Origin of the sequence: Isoptericola sp. NPDC056578 (assembly GCF_042793275.1) — a bacterium.
Classification (GTDB): domain Bacteria; phylum Actinomycetota; class Actinomycetes; order Actinomycetales; family Cellulomonadaceae; genus Isoptericola.
Genome location: NZ_JBHTVC010000029.1, coordinates 35,584 through 55,985, shown reverse-complemented (window position 1 = coordinate 55,985; position 20,402 = coordinate 35,584). Strand labels below are relative to the sequence as shown.

Sequence of the window (20,402 nt, the reverse complement as noted above, 5' to 3'; positions counted from 1 at the left end):
GTGGGGCTCGTGACCCTCACGGCCGCGGCCCCCCGGCCGGCCCGCGCGGCGCGCCCCCCCCCCGGGGACGCCGCTGGGGCGGTGCGACCCTGAGGTCGCACCGCCCCTGCGCGCGGTCGGGAGCCGGTCAGCCGGCGGCCTTGCCCTCCCAGTCGCCGTTGAGGTTGAGCGACTGGTCGAAACCGGTGACGAAGTCCTCGGTCATGATGTCCTGGGTGCCGGACAGCTGGACGAGCGACGGGATGCCCTTGCCGTCCACGAGCCCCCACACCACCGAGGTGTACGTCTCGCCGCCGGACGAGTAGGTGTACGACGTGTTCGCGCGCTCCGGCTCGTCGCGGAGCGTCGTCACGGGCGCGTAGTTCTCGTCCGTGACGCCCTTGCCCTCGACCTGGCTGACGTACCAGTCGACCGACTCCTGCGCGGTCATCGCGGAGCCGCCCGGCATGAAGCCGACACGCCCGGCGACGCCGCCGGAGTCGTTCGCCTTCTGGTGCACGTAGGACCAGCCGTCCGCGTCGCCGACCTGCTGCCAGTCGGCCGGGACCCGCGCCGCGATGTGCTCGGCGTGGATGGTCGTGAGCTCGGCGGCGGCCGTCTCCTCGGGAGCCGACTCGGTCGGCTCCGCCGACTCCTCGGCAGGCTGCGACGCCTCGGCGTCGCCTCCCACGGGCTCAAGCTCGCCGGCCGAGAACGAGCACGCGGCCAGAGCCGGCGCCACGATCAGGGCCGCGAGCGCAAGGCGCGCGCGACGTCGGGTGCGGATCTGCTTCATAGGTGTCCTTCGATGGGTGTGGCTAGTTCTCGAACATGCGCGAGCCGGCCCAGTCGGCCCGGGGGCGCCACCCGTGGTTGCGCAGCACGGTGAAGACCGGCTTCTTCGCGTCGGCGGGGCGGATGATGGTCGCGCCCTCCCAGGAGGCCCGCGCGCCGCTGGCGTCCGCGACGACGATCTGGCCGTCGGCGCCCTCGCGGAACGAGGCCGACGTCTGGAACGCCGTCTTGCCCCGCTTCCAGTTCCAGTCGCCGCGGGCGTAGACGCCGCCGGGGCCGAAGCCCGCGTTGGTCGACGCCGTCCCGGAGTACTCGGTGAACTTGTACTGCGCCTTCGCCGGGTCGAGCGTCAGCTCCATGCGCCACGCGTACGCTACCCGCCCGCGGACGAAGAGCGTCTGCCAGCGGAGCTCCTCGGACTTCCACCGGACCTCGACCTCGACGTCGTCCCCCGACCGCGTCGCGTCGATGCGGTAGGGCAGGCCGTCGCTGTTCATCCCGACCAGGTCGGCCACGACACGGTCGACGGGCGACGCCGAGCCCGGCGCCACGACCGGGGCGTCCGGCACCTGGGCCTTCTCCCTGCCGGCCTCCACGGCGCGGGTGCCGCGCACCGCGGTCCAGACCCCTCGGGCGATGACGAGCAGCGCCGCCACCACGATCAGCACGATGCCCAGCACCGTGCTGCCGGACGCGAGCGCGAGGGCGCCGAAGGCCAGGAGGGCGATGCCGACGACGAGCACGACGACGCGGCTGACCACCGCGAAGCGCTGGGCCCCCCGGTCCTCGGCCGTCATCGGGCGACCAGCTCGACGCTGTCCTGGATGGCCCGGACGGTCTGCCAGACCTCGGTGGCCTGCGATCCCGCGCACGTCCCCGTGACCTCGACGACGTCCCGGACGCCGTCGTGCTCGATGACGGCGATGCGCAGGGCCTGGGCGACCGTGCCGGTCTCCTCCGTGGACCACGCGCCCTCGATCCGGGCCGCGGGGGCCCCGGCGAGCGTCGTGCGGATGCGGCCGACCTCCTCGTACCCGGGGGTCGCCTCCAGCCGCTCGACGGCCTGCTGGATGACCTCCTCGATCGTCTGGTCACCGCTGAGCCGCTGCATCACGACGACGACGTTGGGGCGGAACTCCCCGTCGGGCCGCTGCTGCACGATGGCGAGCTGTGCGGCCGGCACCGGGTGCGGCGCCCAGCCCTCCGGGCAGTCCATGGAGATCTCGGGGAAGCCCGGGAACGTCTCGCTCGGGTAGGTGACTGTGCTCATGTCCTCATCCAATCAGTCGCTGCCATGACGGGTCACCACCATCCACCGGTGATCCCGTCGACGAAGTCACCGCCGAGGTCACCGATCGCGTCGACCGTCTCCGACGGCGACCAGTCGAACGAGACGTCGAAGCCGGCGCCGACGCCGAGCGCGGCACCCAGCTCCAGGTCGACACCCACGCTGTCCCAGCCGACGTTGACGTCCGCGTTGGCGGTCACGCCGACACCCGCGTAGACCTCCGCGCCGGCCCCCACCTGCGCACCCGCGATGTTCACCGATCCGTCCACGCCCGCCTCGGCACCCGCGAAGGCGTCGACGCCGACGCTCGCACCGAGGCCGTGCGGACCCACGGAGACGCCACCGGTCGCCTCGGCCCGGGCGCCGACGAGCGCGTCGGCCGACCCCTCGGCCGTCAGGTGCTCCCCGACGCCGACCTGGCCGCTCGCGTTCGCGCTCACGCCGGCGCTGCCGCCGACGGAGCCCTCCGCGACGAGGCCGTTCTCCGAGATGCTCACCTCGCCGGACGCGTCGTACCCGGCACCGGCGGCCACGCCCGCCTCTCCCGAGCCGTGCACGCCGTCCTCGGAGCCGAACTCGCCCTCGGCGCCCGCCTCGTACCCGACGAAGCCGCCCGTCTCCCCCTCGAGGAGCGTCTCGCCGACGTTCCCCTTCTCCGAGCTGGTCAGGTTGCTGTTGTTGCCGGTGCCGTCACCCGTGCCGTCGCCGGTGCCGTCGCCCTCACCGGTACCGGTGCCGTTCTCGCCCGTCCGGATCTGGTTCTCGGCCTGGTACGAGGGACCGCGGTGCTCGCCGCCCTCGTAGCCGTCGGTCCAGTGGTGGTCCGGGTCGGTGGTGTCGGTCGGCGTCCGCGTCGGGTCGGCCCCGGGCGACGACAGCGGGTTCTCCCCGCCCTCCGCCTCCTCGTCGCCGACCCCGCCGCCACCGCCACCGCCGCCGCCACCGCCGGCGTTCCCGGTGCCGCTGCCCGTGGCCCCGCCGAAGCCCGAGTAGTCGTTCGACGTCGTGTCCTGCTCGTCCGCGTTCTCGCGCACCTTCGTCGCGACGTCGCGCAGCAGGTTCGCCGTGTCACGCAGGCGCACGACGTGCGTGTCGCCCCACTCCGAGCGGAACCCCTCCGCGTCGGGGCCGTCCCACCCCTCCGGACCGGGCATGGCCGTCTCGACTGCGGTGATGACGGCCTCCAGCGTGGTGCCACCCTCAGCGATCTTGTCCGCGAGCAGACGCAGCGCCTCGATATCGGCGCCGTACATCCCTTCGCCCACAGCTCCTCCTCAACACCCCGCCGGACGTCCGTCCGGGATCCGCACCACTCGACCGACCCAGCGTTCGAGGGGTGCGGCACCTCTCTGCCGTGTGCCGCACCCCTCGTTCGTCCCCGCAGCGGGGACCCCCACCCGAACTCAGTACGAGTTCGAGGTGTCCTCCTGCTGCGACGCGTTGTTGTCCGCCGTCGAGGCGTACCCGTCCAGCGCCGACGCGATCTCGTTCAGCTTCGCCGAGTGCGTCCCGTCCCACTCCTCCTGGAACTGCACCGCGTCCGGACCGTTCCACTCCGTCTGACCCATCTGCGACGTGATCGTGGAGACCGTCGTCCGCACCTGCTCCGCCTGCTCCCGCAGGACGTTCGCCAGGCTCCGGACCGCCTCGACGTCAAGACCGAAGACGTTGCCACCCTCTGCGACCATGTGCTGCTCCTTCATTCATGGCTGCCCCCGACGGACAACCTCTTCACGTTTCGACGCCGCTCACTCAACCAGAGCCCGGGGCATCCGGGAATGGGGAGCGCTACCCATCCGGTTCGATACCACCGTCCAGGGAGCGGTCAGGGAACGGCGCCGCTCCCCGGCGGACCGCGAGCACGACGAGTGCGCCACCGGGGCTCCGTCCCGGCCCTGCCGCCGCCCCCACCGACCGCGAGGGGTGCGGCGCCACGCCCGTGGTCCGCACCCCTCGTCCGTCCCCGCAGCGGGGACCCCCACCCGAACTCAGTACGAGTTCGAGGTGTCCTCCTGCTGCGACGCGTTGTTGTCCGCCGTCGAGGCGTACCCGTCCAGCGCCGACGCGATCTCGTTCAGCTTCGCCGAGTGCGTCCCGTCCCACTCCTCCTGGAACTGCACCGCGTCCGGACCGTTCCACTCCGTCTGACCCATCTGCGACGTGATCGTGGAGACCGTCGTCCGCACCTGCTCCGCCTGCTCCCGCAGGACGTTCGCCAGGCTCCGGACCGCCTCGACGTCAAGACCGAAGACGTTGCCACCCTCTGCGACCATGTGCTGCTCCTTCATTCATGGCTGCCCCCGACGGACAACCTCTTCACGTTTCGACGCCGCTCACTCAACCAGAGCCCGCGACGTCGGGGAATGGGGAGACCTCCCCATCTCCCCTGCTCCCGTCAGCCCGGCAGGGCCACGTGGATCTTGACGGCGCGCCCCGCGGTGACGAGGAACCCTCGGCCGGGCGGGAAGTCCTTGCGCCGCATGCGCCCGAGCGGCGTGTTCATCAGGGTGTCGCCGTCCGTGTCGCCGGGCGTCAGCAGGATGCCGTTGCGCCCCGACTTGAACGGGCCGGCCAGCGTGAACGCCTTCGACCAGGTGGACGACTCCGACTCGCCGACGACGAAGTGCTCCTTGCGCACCGCGAGCTTCACGAACGCCTCGAGCGGCTTCTCCGCGGGGGTGCCCGTGAGCTCGGTGTAGTTCTCGATCATCACGGCGAGCCCGCCCGGCGCGACGCTCTCGGCGTTCAGCACCTCCGTGAGCTCCTTGACGAGCTCGACGACGTCCTCCGGGTTGGCCGCCTGCTGGTCCCACAGGTCCAGGGCGCCCAGGCTCGTGCGCCGCGACGACAGGTACACCAGGCGGGTGCCGCCCCGGCGCCGCAGCGCCGTCGCGAGCGTGACGAACGCCGTCGTGCGCCCCGACCCCGGCGGGCCCGCCAGCATGAACGGTGAGCGCAGCGGCAGCCCGACCGGCAAGAGGTCGAGGTCGCGCAGGCCGATCGTCGCCAGCTCGCCGGTGCGCACCGGCAGGCTGTCGAGCGTGAAGTTGTCGGGCAGCCGCGCCACGCCGGGCGCCTGTACCGCACCCATGCGACGCATGGTCTGCTCGAGCTTGGCCAGCTCGCGCGACTGCACGGCGCCGTTCGGGTCGCCGCCGAGCACCGCGATCTGCGCCTCCTGGCCGTGCATGATCGCGCGGCCCGGCGCCGACGCGGGGGTCAGCACGTCCTTCGGGACGTTGAGCATCATGTAGTCGTCCTCGCGCGCCATCCGGTGCACGATCCGCTTCTGCACGGTGGAGGCGAGCGCCGGCGGCACCGCCACGGCCCGGTCGCCCGACATCACCAGGTGGATGCCTACGGGGCGGCCGTCGGTGGCCAGCTGGGAGAACGCGCCGTAGACCGAGAACCCCCGGCCCGCGAAGATCTCGTAGCTGTCCCGGAACGACTGGATGCCGTCGACCAGCACGATGATGCGGGGCTCGTCCGGGCGGTTCGCGATGCGCCGGTACTCGTCGATCGTGCTCGCCCGCACCTCCGCGTACCGCGCGGAGCGCTCGTCGAGCATCTCGGTGAGCCGCCGCATGAGGCGCGACACCCGCTCCTCGTCGTCGCCGGAGATCACCGCGCCGACGTGCGGCAGACTCTCCAGCATCGACAGGCCGCCGGAGCCGCAGTCGATGCCGTACACCTGGACCGGGCCGCCGCGGGCCGTGAGGCCTGCGGTCACCGCGATCGTGCGCAGCGTGGTGCTCTTGCCGGTACCGCCCGTGCCGTACACGGCGAGGTTGCCGTCGACGTCCGGCTCGTAGTGCACCGTCGGCTGGGCCTGCCCGTGCGGGTCGTCGCGCACGCCGAGCAGCAGGCGCGAGTCCGTGCGCGGGTTGGGCAGCAGGGCCAGGTCGTAGGTGGCGGCCAGCTCCTCCAGCCACGGCTTGCGGGGGGCGGGCACCCCCGCGCTCGTCGCCGCGTGGCGGATCGTCGCCACCATGCGCGCGATGTCGTTCGGCCCCGGGTCGCCGTCGTCGTCGGACCGGGCGACCGTCGGCATCTCCCAGCGCCGGCCCGTGCCGAAGTCCATCTCCTCGACGTCGATCTGGGACGGCTCCGGCTCGTCCTTCGTCCAGCCGCCGGCGTAGCCGGTCTGGAAGGTCGTGAGACGGCCGGGACCGGTCTTCGCCGCGCCGCGGCCGGGGATCGTCGGCGGGAAGTGCGCCGCCATCGTGTCGCCGAGCACGTCCTTGGAGTCCGACTCGTCGGCCATCCGCAGGGCGATGCGCAGGTTCGTGTTGGCGCGCAGGTTGTCCTTGATGACGCCCGCGGGCCGCTGCGTCGCGAGGATGAGGTGCAGGCCGAGGGACCGGCCACGCTGGGCGACGTCGACGACGCCGTCCACGAACTCCGGGACCTCGCCGACCAGCGCCGCGAACTCGTCCACCACGATGATGAGGCTCGGCGGCGCCTCCGGGTCGCCCGTGCGCTCCAGGGACGCGAGGTCCTTGGCCTTCTTCCGGTTCAGCAGGTGCTCGCGGTAGTGCAGCTCCGCGCGCAGCGACGACAGCGCGCGCCGCACCAGGTGCGGCGACAGGTCGGTGACCAGGCCCACCGTGTGCGGCAGGTGCACGCAGTCCGCGAACGCGGCGCCACCCTTGTAGTCCACGAACAGGAACGTGACGCGGTCCGGGCTGTGCGCCGCGGCCATGCCCAGCACCCACGACTGCAGGAACTCGGACTTGCCCGCACCGGTGGTGCCGCCCACCAGCGCGTGCGGGCCCTGGGTGCGCAGGTCCAGGTAGAACTGCTCGACGCCGTTGTGCCCGATGAGGGCGCGCAGGTTGGTCGGCGTCTTGCGGCGCACCGGCGGCGAGCCGTCGCGCGGCGTGAGCGAGAGGTTCTCCCGCCACCGCTCGACCACGCCGGCCGCGTCGGAGCCGAGGTCCGTGCCCGCGAGCGCCAGGTACGACACGGAGCGGGGCAGGTCGGACTCGTCGTCCACGGGCGCGCCGACGTCGACCACCGGGGACAGGATGCGGGCCACCTCGGCCGCCGTGGCCAGGTCCGCCGCCTCGCAGCGCACCGGGAACGCGAGGCGGCCGTAGTGCACCTCGCCCGTCATGCCGGAGCCGGCGCCCTCCTGGGCGTCGAGGAGCACGAACGTCCGGCACGCGGCGGGGAGCTGCTCCACGGTGGGGGCCACCCACACGACGTGCACGTTCGCCTTGGGGCCGCGCTCCGCGAGCCGCACGAGCCGCGACCGCTCGAGCGGCGTGTCGTCCTCGACGAGCACCACCACGGCCGGGAGCACCGGCTTGGGCGCGGCCTCGCCGCGGTCCTTCTCGGGGTCCCGCTCCGTCTCCAGCGGCGGCGGCCCGTCCAGGCTGATCCCGCGGGCCTCGATGAGCTCCTCCAGGCGGGTCAGCAGGGCGAGGCCGCGGCCCGGGTCGGCGGCCAGGTGGTCCGAGGTCCCCAGCGGGCTGTGCGGCGAGCCGGTGTGCGGCACCCACTGGAGCCATTCCCAGTCCTCGCGCGAGCGGTGCGACGTCAGGGCCGTGAGCACCACCTCCGACGGCGAGTGCAGCGCCACCATCTGCAGCAGCGCGGCGCGCGCCACGGACTCGACCATGCCGGCGGGCCCCGCCAGGCCGACGTTGCCGCCGTAGCGCAGCGCGGCGACGGCGGGCACGTCGTCGATCACCGAGCAGCGCGACTGCAGCTCGAGCACCTTCTCCCAGTGCTCCGGGATCGCCTCGTTCTCCCGCGGCTCGGTGAACTCGGTGCGCGACGGCGCCGCCCCGATGCCGAGGCGCAGGGTGAGGAAGCCGCGGTGCTCGGGCCGGTGGGTCCACATGAGCCCGCCGAGGCGGCGCACCGCGTCGAGCGACTCCGCGAGGGACGGGACCTCGGCCAGGCGCACCGCCCGCTCGACGGCGTGCGTCCGGGCGATCCGCTCCTGCGTGGCGGTGACGGCCTCCTCGAACAGCTCCGACGCCCGCTCGAAGTCCTTCTTCCGCGCGATCCGCCGGTCGTAGTAGACGCCCAGCATGATCAGCGGGCTCATGAACATGAACACGAGCATCCGCGGGTTGTTGAAGAACGCGAACATCACCAGGCCCATGAGGGCGGGCGCCATCATGGGGATCCACGGCAGCCGGCCCGGAGGCACGGGCTTCGGGGGCTTGGGCGCCGTGATCTTGCGCTCGCCGAACCGCGCGACGACGCGGGGCGAGCGGTTGAACTCCACCACGGGGCTGGTGGGCGGGAGGCTCGTGGAACGGTGCAGGGACACCACCGACACGACGCTCTGGCCCACGGTCACGGTGTCGGACGACGTGAGGACGGAGCGGGTCATCCGCTTGCCGCCCATCTCCAGCCCGTTCGCGGAGTCGAGGTCGTGGATCTCGAGCTGCTCCCCCACGATGATCCGCGCGTGCCGCTTGGAGACCTGGGCGTCCTGCAGCCGGATGTCCATCCCCCGGTCGCGGCCGAGGTAGGAGGTGCCGACGGGCAGGTGGAACTCGCGCCCGGCGTCCGGGCCCTCGAGCACGCGCAGGACGGCGACGGCCGCCCCACGGTCCTGCCCGCTGTGCACGAACTGGTCGGAGAGCCGCACGATCGACACCCCGGACCCCGACCGGAGCCCGGCCTGCACCAGGTCGCTCGTCGGGGTGAGCACCCTGCCGGCGGTCACGGTGTGCTGCGCCGTGCCGTCGCCGACGACCTGGAGCGTCAGGTTCTCCGGGGCGGCCGCGCCACGGCGGCCGGGGTCGCCGGAGAACAGCGCCTCCGCGACGTCACGGACGGTGGCGGTGGCGTCCGCCGTGACCGCCACGTCGACGGCCGAGTCGTCCGACCGGTGCAGGGTGAGCTTGATGCGCACGTCAGGCGTCGTCCTTCTGGTCGAGGAGGTGGAGGTCGTCGGCGGTGACGAGGCGAGAGGTGACGGCGTGCTCGACGAGGCGCGCCCGGCGGTTGGTCGCCGCGCCGCCCGGGCCGCCCCGCAGCCCCTTCACCCCGATCCGGTCGAGCTTGTCGCAGACGTTGTCGAGCTTGCGGTTGAAGCGCGTGGTGGCCCAGCCGAGCCGCCGCGCGGCGTCGACGCTGGACGGGATCTCGCTGAGGCCCGTGCCCTCGCGCCGGAGCATGGGCTCCGCGAGCGCGACGATGAGCTGGCGCTGGCTCACGGTGAACTGCACCGCCCCGATCGTCGTGTCGCCGCTGCCCGGGTCCTCCGGGTGCACCTCGTAGTACGGCGCGTCGCTGAGCGTCACGGTGAGCTCGTAGGTGGTGGGGCCGGCGGTGAAGACGATCGCCGTGTGCGGCAGCACGATCGGCAGGCGGTGCCCGGGCGGCAGCCACGACTGCACGCCGCCCCGGACGTCGCTCACGGTGGCGGCGATGTTCGAGCCCGCGTTGGTGAGCCACCAGATGTCGTCGTCGCAGGTGACGCGGAGGAAGCGGCGGTGCAGGTACAGGTTGTCGTCGATCGCCAGGTCGCCCTCGCGACCGATGTCGAACGGCACCTCGGGCGAGGGCCTGAACCACTCGCCGCAGAACTCGATCGCCAGCTCGCCCATCAGCCCGTCGCCCCCTCGCTCGCGTCCGCACCGGCCGCGACGCAGGTCTGCTCCTCCTGCGACAGGCTGCTGCCGTCCCGGATCACCACGACCTGCACGCACACGTCCTTGCCGGGATCCGCCGGGACGCTGGCCGACGTCTCGTCCGTCGTCGTGTACTGCGACTCCGAGGTGAGCGAGAGCTGCTTCCACCCGAAGGAGTCGCCCTCCTCCGCCTCGCGCGGGGGCTCCCAGGTCACGAGGACCTCGTCGCCCTCGACCACAGCCTGCAGGTCCTGCACCGGCGGCACGTAGCCGCCGAGCGGGTCGGCGGGCGCCGCGGCCTGCGTCTGGCCGGGGTCGGCCACGGTGGGCTCGGTCCCGGCGTCGCGGTTCAGCCACCAGATCAGACCGCCGACACCGAGGACGAGGACCGACCCGACGGCGACCAGCAGCCACGCCCACCGCGACGCGGCGGGCGCCTCGGCCCCGGAATCGTCGTCCGTCTCGGGCGCGGCCGGGCGCTCCGTGCGGAACACCGTCTCGTCCACCGACGCGTCGGACGGCTCGCCCGCCGCGTCGACGGTCGGCACCCGCCCCGGGGCGGGGGTCGCCGTGGCCGGGGCCGCCCACCCGGACTCCGTGCCCGACGAGAAGCCCGACGAGAAGCCCGACGAGAAGCCCGACGAGGTGCCCGGGGAGGCCGTCGGGTACGGCGGCGCCTGGACCGGCGCATAGGGCACGGCGGCCACCGCCGGGCCCGGCGGCGCGCTGCGCTGCTCCGGGTCGATCGCCCGGACCCGGTTCATCCGGGTGCCCTCGGCCTCGTCCTCGTCCTCGAGCACCGACCCGGCCTCGTCGAGGAGGTCGATCGGGGTCATGTCGCGCGCCAGCTCGACCTGCACCTGCTGCACGGCGCGCGCGAACGCGAGCGCCGTCGGGTACCGCGACCCCGGCCGCTTCGCCATCGCGATGCGCAGCACCCGTTCGAGCGACTCGGGGACGTCGCCGCGCCCGATCTCGGCCAGGGAGGTGGTCGCGATGCGGCCCATGAGGTCGGCCGACGAGTTGGACCCGCCCGGCACCTCGAACGGCGTCCGCCCCGCGAGCAGGGTGTAGCAGGTGGCGCCCAGGGCCCACACGTCCGTCGCGATGCCGCTGACCGGCGGGTCGCCGAACGACTCGGGGGGCGACCAGGGGATGGACATGCCCTCCGCGACCGACGCCGAGTCCACGGTGGACGAGATGCCGAAGTCGGTGAGCGCCGGGTGCCCGAACTGGGTGACCAGGATGTTCGCCGGCTTGATGTCACGGTGCAGGATGCCGAGGCGGTGCGCCGTCTCGACCGCTCCCGCGATCTGGATCGTCGTGCGCATCGCCTCCGGCACCGACATGCGCTCCGAGCGGTAGCGCGCGCCGAGGTTCGGGCGCGAGCAGTACTCGAGCGCGAGGTAGGGGCGCCCGTCGGGGGCGACCCCCGCCTCGTACATCGTGACGATCGACGGGTGGTTCCCCAGCGTCGCCATGAGGTCGGCCTCGGCGTCGAACGCCGCGCGCTGGGTGTCGTTCGACCACTCCTTGAGCAGCACCTTCACCGCCACCTGGCGGCGCGGCCGGTGCTGCTCGTAGAGGAAGACGTCGGAGAAGCCGCCGGTGCCGATGACCTTGCGATACGTGTAGCCCGGGATCTCCGGCGGCGCGGAGGGTGCCCGCTTGCTGCTCATCCGCCAGTCACCAGATCCCTTCGAACGCGAGGGTGATGCCGTCCCCGAGCTCCAGCACGTCGCCGTCCACCACGATCTCCTTCTGGTTCGGGTGCAGGCGCCGGGGCTTCTGTCCCGGGCGGAGCAGCACGGTGCCGTTCGTGGTGGCGAGGTCCTCCACCAGCACGTGCCACTCCTCGAGCGTCACCTGGACGTGCGAGCGGGAGATGTCCTTCTGCGGGCTCGGGACCGTGACCATCCGCGGCATCCGGTCCGCCGACGTCGTGCTGGACCGGGGGCGGCGTCCGACGACGACGTCGCGGTCGAGCTCCACCACCTGGTCCTCCCCCGCGGGGGCCCCGTCGACCGCCCCGATCCGGACGCGGCCCAGCGGCGGGCGCGGCGAGAGCGCCGGGTCGCCGTCCAGCGGGACGCCGCAGGTGCGGCACTGCTGACGGGTCGGCGGGTTGGGGTGCCCCTGCGGGCACTCCAGCGCCAGGACGTCCCGGGCCCCGGGGGCCGCGGGCGCCCCGAACTGCGGCAGCGCGGCGCCCGCGGCCTCGCGCAGCGCGGCCAGGTCCGAGGTCATGATCGTGTTGCCGTCGTGGTCGTCGACGGGCCCGGACGGTGCGGGTGGTCCGCTCGGGGGCTCCGCGGAGACGGAGGCGGCACGGGAGGCGGCCGCCGGGGTCCCCGGGGCGCCGGGGCCGAACGGGATCGACGCGATCAGCCCGCCGTCCGACGCCGCCGGGGGCGCGGGAGGGGCGGGGGGCGCGGACGCCTCCGGCGCGGGGCCTGGTGCGGGGTCCGGTGCGGGAGCCTCGGGGCCCGCCGCGGGCCCGGACGACGCGTCCGGCGCGGCGTCGACCTCGCCCTCCTCGTCGCCGGCGAGACGCACCGCCGCGTCCTCGACGCTGCGGAACACGGTGTCGCCGAACAGGTGGTCGTAGTCGTCCCCGTCGCCGCCGAGCACGGTGTCCGAGCTCGGCTCGCCCTGCTCCTGCCGCTCGGGCGCGGGGGTCTCGTCGTCGTCCGGCGTGCCGTCGGCGATCGCGGGCCCGTCCGGGGCGGCGGCGTCCGGCACGTCGCCGGTGGCCGCCACGCCCTCGCCGGGCGCGGAGATCGTCGCGATCGGCAGGGGGTCACCGTCGGCGCCCCCGATCAGCGTCTCCTGCGAGGGGACCGCGACGACCGCGGGCAGCGCCGGAGCGCGCAGCTTCGACTGGCCCGGCAGCGGCCAGGCGTCCGGGTCGGAACCCCCGAGGCCGCCGAGCGGCTCGGCCGGGGCGGGTGCGGCGGGCCCCGCCGCAGGCGCGGCCGGGGCGGACCCGGCGGGTTCCGCCGCGGGTGCCGCCGCGGGTGCCGCGGTCGCGACGTCGCCGCCGTCCAGCGCCCGGCGCAGGAGCGCCGCGCGGACCACTCCGCCCTGCAACGGCCAGACCGGGCCGTCCCCGGCAGGGCCGGGGTCCAGGGCCAGCTCGACCGAGGCCACCTCCGCCACCACGCGCTCGGCCCACATCAGCACGCCGGCGCCGGACACCTCCACGTCGCCGCCCGCCGCCCGCACCCGCACCGCGGCGGACGTCCCGCGCACGGCGACGCGCGCCTCGCGCGCCCGGGCGTCGAGCGTCACCACCGCGAAGGGCGGCACCGCCGTCAGGCTCCCCGCGACGTCCGTCAGCGCCCCGACCACGGACACGACACCGCCCTGCTCCGGCGCCTCGAGCGCCTCCCAGAGCCGCGAGACGACCTCCGGCTCCACGGGCTCCGGCAGCAGCAGCACGGTGTCCCCCCGTACCAGCGCCTGCGCCCTGCCCTCGACGTATCCCACCGTCATCATGCGTCGACCTCCTGCCCCCCGGTCATCGAGGCCCGGCCCCACGCGCCCTCGGGCGTCGGGATCGTGTCCTCGTCGTCCAGCACCTGCCCGCCCCGCGGGCTGGTCGCGGTCTCGTCGTCGTCCACCGCATGGGTGACGTCGACCACCACGACCGTGATGTTGTCGCGGCCTCCGGCCGCGACCGCCGCCACCACGAGCCGGCTCGCCGCCCGCTGCGGGTCCGGGTGCTCGAGCAGCACCCGGGCGATCCGCTCGTCGGTGAGCTCGACGGTCAGCCCGTCGGAGCACACCAGCACCCGGTCGCCCGCGGCGACCGGGACGTACCGGAAGTCGGGCATCGGCGTGGAGTCCGCGCCGAGCGCCCGCGTCACGACGTTCCGGCGCGGGTGCAGCCGCGCCTCCTGCGCCGTGAGCATCCCCGCGTCCACCAGCTCCTGGACCTCGGAGTGGTCCACGCTGACCTGGTCCAGCACGCCGCTCGACATCAGGTACGTGCGCGAGTCGCCCACGTTCACGAACAGCCAGTAGGGGACGTCGTCCTGCTCGGAGACCAGCGCGCCGGTGAGCGTCGTGCCGGCGCCCCGCCCCGAGGGGCCGGTGTCGATCGCCCGCACCCGCGACTGCGCCAGGGCGACCAGCTCGGCCACCCGGTCGGCGTCCACCCTCGGCTCGTCCTGCAGCGGGCTCAGGGTGTCGAGCGCGACGGCGCTGGCGACCTCGCCCGCGTCGTGACCGCCCATCCCGTCCGCCACCAGGAAGACGCCGGCCCCGGCCAGGTACCCGTCCTCGTTGACCTTGCGCCGGCGCCCCACGTGCGACGAGCTGCCCCAGGACAGGACGAGCGCGTCGTCGTCGGTCATGCGTGCGCCCCCGGGTGGACGACGATGCGACGGTCGCCCACGTGGATCGTGGCCCCCATGGGCACGCGGACGCGTGCGCCGGGCTCGGCCACCCGCGGCGGCAGACCGGCGACGGAGATGACGGTCCCGTTCGTGGACCCGCGGTCGTTGATCCACAGGCCCGCGGAGTCCACGTCCAGGTCGGCGTGGTTCTTCGACACCGACCGCGTCGGGTCGTCGATCCGCACGAGCGTGACGGTCTCGCCCGCCGACGCCTCCGGGTTGCGGCCGACCCGGGCCGGCCCGTCGACGGTGTGCCGGTCGCCCGACTCGAGCTCGAGCACCACGCCCACGACGGGCGCCGGGCGCAGCTCCTGGCGCTGCGCCCGCGACTGCATGCGCGTGTCGAAGCTCGTGTGCTCCGACACCTCGGGCGTGACGTCCGAGGCGGGCTGCTGGGTCTGGGGCTGCTGGTGGGGCTGCTGGAACTGCTGCTGGAGCTGCTGCGGGTCGGGCATCGCCTGCTGCGGCCCCGCCGGCGGCTGGGCGGTGGACCCCGGGATCCCGGTGATGAGCCCGCCCGCACCCGACGCCGGACCGGCCAGCGGCTGGTAGGCCGGCGTCGCGTAGGGGTCCGGCACGCCGGCCGGCGGGCCGGCAGGGGCCTGGTACGGCGGCTGGTTCGTCGGCTGGTACGGCGGCTGGTTCACCGGCTGGTGCGCCTGTTGCTGCGGCGCCGGCTGCTGCGTCGGGGTCGGCGGCGCCGCCACCGCCCCCAGCAGGACGGCGGACGGCGCCGACGGCGGCGCGGCGAGGCCCACCGCCGGGCCGCCGGAGGCCGGGGCGAAGCTGGCGGTGCGCGGCGCCGCGGCACGCTGCATGGCGCGAGCGTCCACGACGACGGCCTTCCCGGCCTTGTCGTGCCAGCCCTGGCGGCGGCCGCCGCCGTCCCACAGCGGGCTGAGCTGCACGAGGATCGTGCCGAAGAACGGCACCAGCCCGCAGGCGGCGACGACCAGGTAGCGCAGGAACGCGCGGCCCACCCCGATCGGCATGCCGCCGTCGACGCCCTGCGTGCGGATACCCATGACCAGGTTGCCGAGCGTCTTGCCGGTCAGGCCCTCCCAGATCAGCATGGCGAGCCAGTACAGGCCCGCCGCCGCGGAGGCGAGGCCCGCCACGGTGAGGATCTGGGTGACGAGCCCCGCGAACCGCGGGTCGGTGGACGTGATGACGCCCGACGGCAGGTCGATCGTCGAGAACCCGATGCCGTAGACGATCCCGAAGAGCACCCCCGCCACGACGCCGTCGAGCAGGAACGCCACGATGCGCCGGCCCACGTGCGCGTACACGGGTACGGCCTCGGGCTCGGGCGTCGAGGACCCGAGGTACGCGGGCACCTGCGTGGCCGTCATCATCTCGGGCTCGGTGGTGCCCGTGTGCACGAGGGACGCGGGGCCACCCGGGCCGGCGACGCCGGCCGCGGCGTCGAACGCGCCCCGCGGAGGACCCGCGGGCGGCCCGACCGGCCTGCCCGTGCGTGGGAACTCGCGCCCGCACACGGCGCAGAACGGCGCCCCCGCCCGCTGGGTGGACCCGCAGCCGGGGCACTGCACGTCACTCATCGCTTCTCCTTGCTCCTGGAGCCGTCCCTGGAGACGATCCTCGAACCGACCCCGGAGACCTTGGCGCCGACGTCCCGCGCGAACCGGCCGAGCGCCCGCCCCGGCCGCCACGTCGCGCGAGCACGCAGCGACCGCAGGGACAGGGCCCCGAAGAGCCGGCGGCGCCGATCGACACCGGACCGCACCCCCGCGACGAGCTCGTCCACCTCGCGCCAGAAGTCGTCCGCCTCCGTGGCACTGGGCTCGCCCTCCCCGAAGACGCCTGCGTCCGCACGGTGGGCGAGAGCGAGCGTACCGGGCGCCCGGTACTGCTCGGCGATCAGGTACGCGCCCTCCCGGCGGGTGGCCGACGGGGGGACGGTGCTGCCCAGGTCCGTGGCGACGTCCACGACCTCGTGCCAGCCGCCGCTGATCCGGGCGGCAGCGTCGTCGGCCGTGCGCCGTCGGGCCCGACGACGCGCCTTGTACGCGAGGATCGCGACGATCGGGCCGCCGATCAGCAGCAGCGGGATCCCGACGATCAGCACGACCAGGCCCACGAGGCGCCAGTCGAAGGCCTCGTTCTCGGCCTCCTCCTCGTCGTCCTCGACCGTGCCCGCCTCGACGCGCTCGGGCTCCTCCGGCGGCTCCGGCTCCTGGAGCACCGGCGGCTTGGGCACCTGCTCCGACTTGGGCTCCGGCTGGATCTGCGGCTTCTGCTCCGGCACGGCCTCGATCGCCGCCCACCCGTACTCCGAGGTCGGCACCTCGACCCAGGCGTGCACGTCGCTGCCCAGCACGGTCCACGGCTCGCCGGCCGTGTAGTTGCTGTCCTTGCCGGGGTAGAAGCCCATGACGACGCGCGCCGGGATGCCGGCCTGCCGCGCCATGAGGGCGAGCGCGACGGCGAACTGCTCGTCGTCGCCCACCATCTTCTCCTGCTGCACCAGCGTGTCGACCCGCTCCGCGGAGTGGCCGGGGCGCGACGGGTACTGGCCCTCGAGCCCGCTCGACAGGACGCCCGACGCCGCGAGGGCGTCACGGATGAGGAACAGCTTCGTGGCCGGGTCCGTCTCCTCCCCCGCGAACTGCACCGCCTTCGCGGGCAGGCCCGGCGGCAGGGCCGACTGGTCGGTCTCGGGCAGGTCGGCACCCACGATCGTCGCCTTCTTGAGCGCGTCCTCCGACGGCTCCTCGGTGACGATCGTGTCCAGGCTGTACGTGTCGCCGGGGCGCACGCCCGCGGTCGTGAGCACCGTGCCCGTGGTCGAGTTGTAGTACGAGCCCGCGTCCTGGGCGCGCGCGTTCGCGTCCGTCCACGTGAGGCCCGTGAGCGCACCGAACTGCGGCACCCACACGCCGTCGTACCCCGTCACGGTCACGTCGACGCGCTGCGGGGTGCCCTCCTGGGCGGTGGCGATGGTCGTGCCGACGCGGCTGTACACGCCGGTGTCGCCGCCGGTCCCGGAGGCGTCGAAGACCACCCCGTCGTAGCGGTCGAGCGCGGCCAGGCGCACGCGGCCGTCCTCGGGCAGGTCGCTCACCGTGAACAGCTCGTCCTCCCGCTGCTCCTTCACGATGTGGCGGAAGCCGACGAGCGGGCTCGCGTACTGGTGCAGGTCGAGCGGCGGCACGATCGTCTCGCGCAGCACCGACCGCGGCTGGGACGGCATGATCGCCGGCGCCACGAAGGCGGCCGTCACGGCCGCGACGCCGAGGATGGCGGCGCCCGTGCGCACCCGGTACCAGCGCAGGCGGCGGGTGGCCTCCTCGCTCTGCTCCGTGCTGATCGAGTGGGTCCCGACCCGCGCCTCCATCGCGCGGACCCCGCCCCACAGCAGGCCGACGAGGGCGATCGTGATGCCCTGGGCCACCGGCAGCGCCGCGTCGAGCGTGCCGAGCAGGATGACGCCCACGAACCCGACGAGCACCGGGACCATCGCCCACACCGCGTGCCGGGCGCGCCAGGCGATCGTCCCCGCGACGAGCGCCACGAGCAGCATCAGCAGGTAGGGCACGACCGCGAGCTCCGGGAACGAGCTCATGGGCGGCACCGTGGTGATGAACTGCTTCCAGCCCTCGACCGCGCCGATCAGGAGGTCCTGGAGGGTCTGCAGGCTCGGCAGCACGCCGCCGATCGCGTCCTGCGGCAGCGCGAGGGCCGCGCCGAACAGCAGGTACGCGACCACCGCGACCGCCAGCACGAGCACCGCCGGGAACCGGCGCCAGGCACCGAGCCAGGCGACCGTCAGACCGAGGACGGCGCCCCCGGCGGCGGGCAGCACGTAGCCCGCCGAGCCCCAGACCGGCCCGAAGCCGACGGCGACGGCCGCGAGCAGCACCACGAGCGCCGCCAGGTCGACCAGGGCGAGCGGCGACGTCGCGCGGGGACGCGACGCCTCCTTGCGGCGCGTCGTGCCGCGGCCGAGCCCGGTGCCGGTGCGCAGCGAGTCGTCGCCCGCGCCCTGCCCCGACCAGGCCCGGCGCCCGCCGCGTGTGGTCTCGTCGTTCATGTCTCGCTCATCTTCTTCAGCGCGATCGGCAGGTCGCCCAGCCGCCCGAGGGTCAGGACGCCGACCTCCGCGATGTTGTGCCGCGACAGGTTCGCCCCCGGCACGCACTGGATCGCCATGACGTTCACGCCCACGGGCAGGCGCGCGGACGCGGACCGCAGCTCGGTCGGGGTCACCCGGCTGCCGAGCACGAACGCGATCACGGACGCGTCGGCGGCGGTGCTCCCCGCGGCGCGGGCCAGGTCGACGAGCGCACGACGCGACGGCTCGAGCTCCACGCGCGACAGGTCGTCGAGCAGCCGGGTGTGGTGGTCGCCGCGCAGGCTGCCGGACTGCACGAGCACGGTGACCCCGCGGTCCTCCTTGATGGCCTGCAGGCCGAGGGAGGCGCACACCGACACCGCGAGCTCGAACTCGTCGTCGTTCGCGTAGTCCTCGACGCGGGTGGAGAGCAGCACCGCGAGGTGCGAGCGCCGCGTCTCCTCGAACTGGCGCACCATGAGCGTGCCGGTGCGGGCCGTCGTCTTCCAGTGGATGTGCCGCAGGTCGTCGCCCGCCACGTACTCGCGCAGGGCGTGGAACGACACGTCGGAGTCGGTGATGTCGGTCGTGACGCGCCCCTCGAGGTCGCGCAGGTAGCCCGTCGACGACCCCGCCAGGTTCTTCACCTGCGGGTGCACGAACAGCTCCTGCTCGTCCGTCCACGTCACCTCGCGGCGCAGCAGCCCGATCGGGTCGGCGCGCACCGACTTCACCGGGCCGACGGTGATGACGCCGCGGCGCCGGGTCGGGATGCGGAAGATCTCCTCGTGCGAGCCGCCGCCGCGCAGCCGCGGCACCGGGAACGCGGCGGTGCCGCGGCCGACGGGCAGCTCCATCACGGACGGCAGGATCGGCCGCGCCGCGGAGTTGCGGACGTCGAGGCGCCCCACCGCCGGGTCCCCCACCGTCACGCGCGACTGCGTGAGCGTGAGCGAGACCTCGTACCGCAGGCGCCCCAGGACGAAGCCGATGGCCGCCACGAGGGTCACCGTGAGCAGGACGGCGCCGACGAGCACCTCGAGCCAGCCCAGGGCGAGCCCGGCCACCCATGCGCCCACGCACACGACCAGCACGGCCACGCCGAACGTCGAGAACGCCTGCGTCACGGGGGCGCACGCCCGCACGAGCGCCGCCCAGCGTGCGCCGACGGCCCCGGACGCGCGCACCCACCAGCGCCCGAGCCGGTTCCCGGTGGTGTCCCGTGCGGCCGCGGGGGCCGGGGACACCGGGGTCGATGTCGAGGTCATACCGCGGCGCGCTCCTGCGGCGCGGCGACGTCGGCGAGGATGCGCGCGAGGACGACCTCCGCCCGGGCGCCGGTGAACTCGGCCTCCGGGTCCAGGACGAAGCGGTGGGCCCAGACGGGCTGCGCGAGCTGCTTGACGTCGTCCGGCAGCACGTAGTTGCGACCGTGCGCGGCCGCCCACACCTTGCAGCACCGCACCAGGGCGAGCGCGCCACGGACGGACACGCCGATCCGGGCCTCGGGCGCGTTGCGGGTCTCCTCCGCCAGGCGGCTCACGTACTCGAGCACCGCGGAGTCGGTGTGCACCGTCGCGCCGAGCGTCGCCATCTCCGTGACCGCCTGCGTGGTGATGATCGGCTGGAGCGCCTGGCTGCGGTCGCGCACCGACGCGCCGGACAGGATCTCCACCGTGGACGCGTGGTCCGGGTAGCCCACCGACGTCTTCATGAGGAAGCGGTCGAGCTGCGCCTCGGGCAGGCGGTACGTGCCGGCCTGCTCGATCGGGTTCTGCGTGGCGATGACCATGAACGGGCGGCCCACGTCGTGGGTGGTGCCGTCCACGGTGACGCGCCCCTCCTCCATGACCTCCAGCAGCGCCGACTGCGTCTTCGGCGAGGCACGGTTGATCTCGTCGGCCAGCACGATGGACGCGAAGATCGGGCCCGGGCGGAAGTCGAACTCGTGCGTGCGCTGGTCGTAGATCGTCACGCCGGTGACGTCGGACGGCAGCAGGTCCGGGGTGAACTGGATGCGGTTGTGGGAGCCCTGCACGGACGCCGCGATCGCGCGTGCCATCGCCGTCTTGCCGGTGCCGGGGGCGTCCTCCAGCAGGAGGTGCCCCTCGGCCAGCATGCAGGTCAGCGCGAGGCGCACCACGGGCGCCTTGCCCAGGACCGCCTGCCCCACGTTGCCGACGAGGCGCTCGAACGTCTGGGCGAACCAGGCGGCCTGCTCGGGGGTCATCGTCATCTCGGTGTTCCTTCGTGCTCGTTGTCTCGGG

At 74.1% G+C, this 20,402-nt stretch carries 15 protein-coding genes; all 15 read right to left on the bottom strand.

Annotated elements, in window-relative coordinates; all coding sequences use genetic code 11:
- Positions 1–127: 127 nt before the first annotated feature.
- The 15 genes from ACFQ80_RS12995 to ACFQ80_RS12925 all read right to left on the bottom strand — a co-directional run bounded on the left by ACFQ80_RS12995 (position 128) and on the right by ACFQ80_RS12925 (position 20,371).
- Entirely contained in the window at positions 128–775 is a 648-nt protein-coding gene (locus ACFQ80_RS12995; RefSeq protein WP_430563936.1) for a hypothetical protein, read from the bottom strand.
- A gap of 22 nt (positions 776–797) precedes the next feature.
- Entirely contained in the window at positions 798–1,571 is a 774-nt protein-coding gene (locus ACFQ80_RS12990) for a hypothetical protein (RefSeq protein WP_430563935.1), read from the bottom strand.
- The gene (locus ACFQ80_RS12985; RefSeq protein WP_430550548.1) at positions 1,568–2,044 is read right to left on the bottom strand and encodes an LpqN/LpqT family lipoprotein; all 477 of its coding nucleotides are present in this window, start codon (positions 2,042–2,044) and stop codon (positions 1,568–1,570) included. Before ACFQ80_RS12985 ends, ACFQ80_RS12990 begins: the two co-directional genes overlap by 4 nt.
- 32 nt (positions 2,045–2,076) lie before the next feature.
- Positions 2,077–3,327: a hypothetical protein gene (locus ACFQ80_RS12980; RefSeq protein ID WP_430550549.1), complete on the bottom strand. Its 1,251-nt coding sequence runs from the start codon at positions 3,325–3,327 to the stop codon at positions 2,077–2,079.
- Between the two features lie 138 nt (positions 3,328–3,465).
- A complete protein-coding gene (locus ACFQ80_RS12975) occupies positions 3,466–3,750 on the bottom strand; it encodes a WXG100 family type VII secretion target (protein ID WP_430550550.1) in 285 nt (94 codons plus the stop codon).
- Between the two features lie 300 nt (positions 3,751–4,050).
- Complete coding sequence (locus ACFQ80_RS12970; RefSeq protein ID WP_430550550.1) at positions 4,051–4,335, bottom strand: WXG100 family type VII secretion target; 285 nt, start codon at positions 4,333–4,335, stop codon at positions 4,051–4,053.
- A 122-nt stretch (positions 4,336–4,457) separates the two neighbouring features.
- Entirely contained in the window at positions 4,458–8,939 is a 4,482-nt protein-coding gene (locus tag ACFQ80_RS12965) for an FtsK/SpoIIIE domain-containing protein (protein WP_430563934.1), read from the bottom strand.
- A gap of 1 nt (position 8,940) precedes the next feature.
- Positions 8,941–9,636, bottom strand: a complete 696-nt coding sequence (locus ACFQ80_RS12960; protein WP_430550552.1) for a hypothetical protein — start codon at positions 9,634–9,636, stop codon at positions 8,941–8,943.
- A complete protein-coding gene (locus ACFQ80_RS12955; RefSeq protein WP_430563933.1) occupies positions 9,636–11,339 on the bottom strand; it encodes a serine/threonine protein kinase in 1,704 nt (567 codons plus the stop codon). Before ACFQ80_RS12955 ends, ACFQ80_RS12960 begins: the two co-directional genes overlap by 1 nt.
- Positions 11,340–11,346: 7 nt before the next feature.
- Positions 11,347–13,158 (bottom strand): FHA domain-containing protein, encoded by a 1,812-nt coding sequence (locus ACFQ80_RS12950; protein ID WP_430563932.1) that lies wholly within the window; start codon positions 13,156–13,158, stop codon positions 11,347–11,349.
- Complete coding sequence (locus ACFQ80_RS12945) at positions 13,155–14,018, bottom strand: PP2C family protein-serine/threonine phosphatase (protein ID WP_430563931.1); 864 nt, start codon at positions 14,016–14,018, stop codon at positions 13,155–13,157. Before ACFQ80_RS12945 ends, ACFQ80_RS12950 begins: the two co-directional genes overlap by 4 nt.
- Complete coding sequence (locus ACFQ80_RS12940; protein ID WP_430563930.1) at positions 14,015–15,622, bottom strand: RDD family protein; 1,608 nt, start codon at positions 15,620–15,622, stop codon at positions 14,015–14,017. Before ACFQ80_RS12940 ends, ACFQ80_RS12945 begins: the two co-directional genes overlap by 4 nt.
- Positions 15,619–18,114: a transglutaminase-like domain-containing protein gene (locus ACFQ80_RS12935; protein WP_430563929.1), complete on the bottom strand. Its 2,496-nt coding sequence runs from the start codon at positions 18,112–18,114 to the stop codon at positions 15,619–15,621. Before ACFQ80_RS12935 ends, ACFQ80_RS12940 begins: the two co-directional genes overlap by 4 nt.
- Positions 18,111–19,403: a DUF58 domain-containing protein gene (locus tag ACFQ80_RS12930; RefSeq protein WP_430563928.1), complete on the bottom strand. Its 1,293-nt coding sequence runs from the start codon at positions 19,401–19,403 to the stop codon at positions 18,111–18,113. Before ACFQ80_RS12930 ends, ACFQ80_RS12935 begins: the two co-directional genes overlap by 4 nt.
- Entirely contained in the window at positions 19,400–20,371 is a 972-nt protein-coding gene (locus ACFQ80_RS12925) for an AAA family ATPase (protein WP_430550559.1), read from the bottom strand. The genes ACFQ80_RS12930 and ACFQ80_RS12925 overlap by 4 nt, the downstream gene beginning before the upstream one ends.
- Positions 20,372–20,402 lie beyond the last annotated feature (31 nt).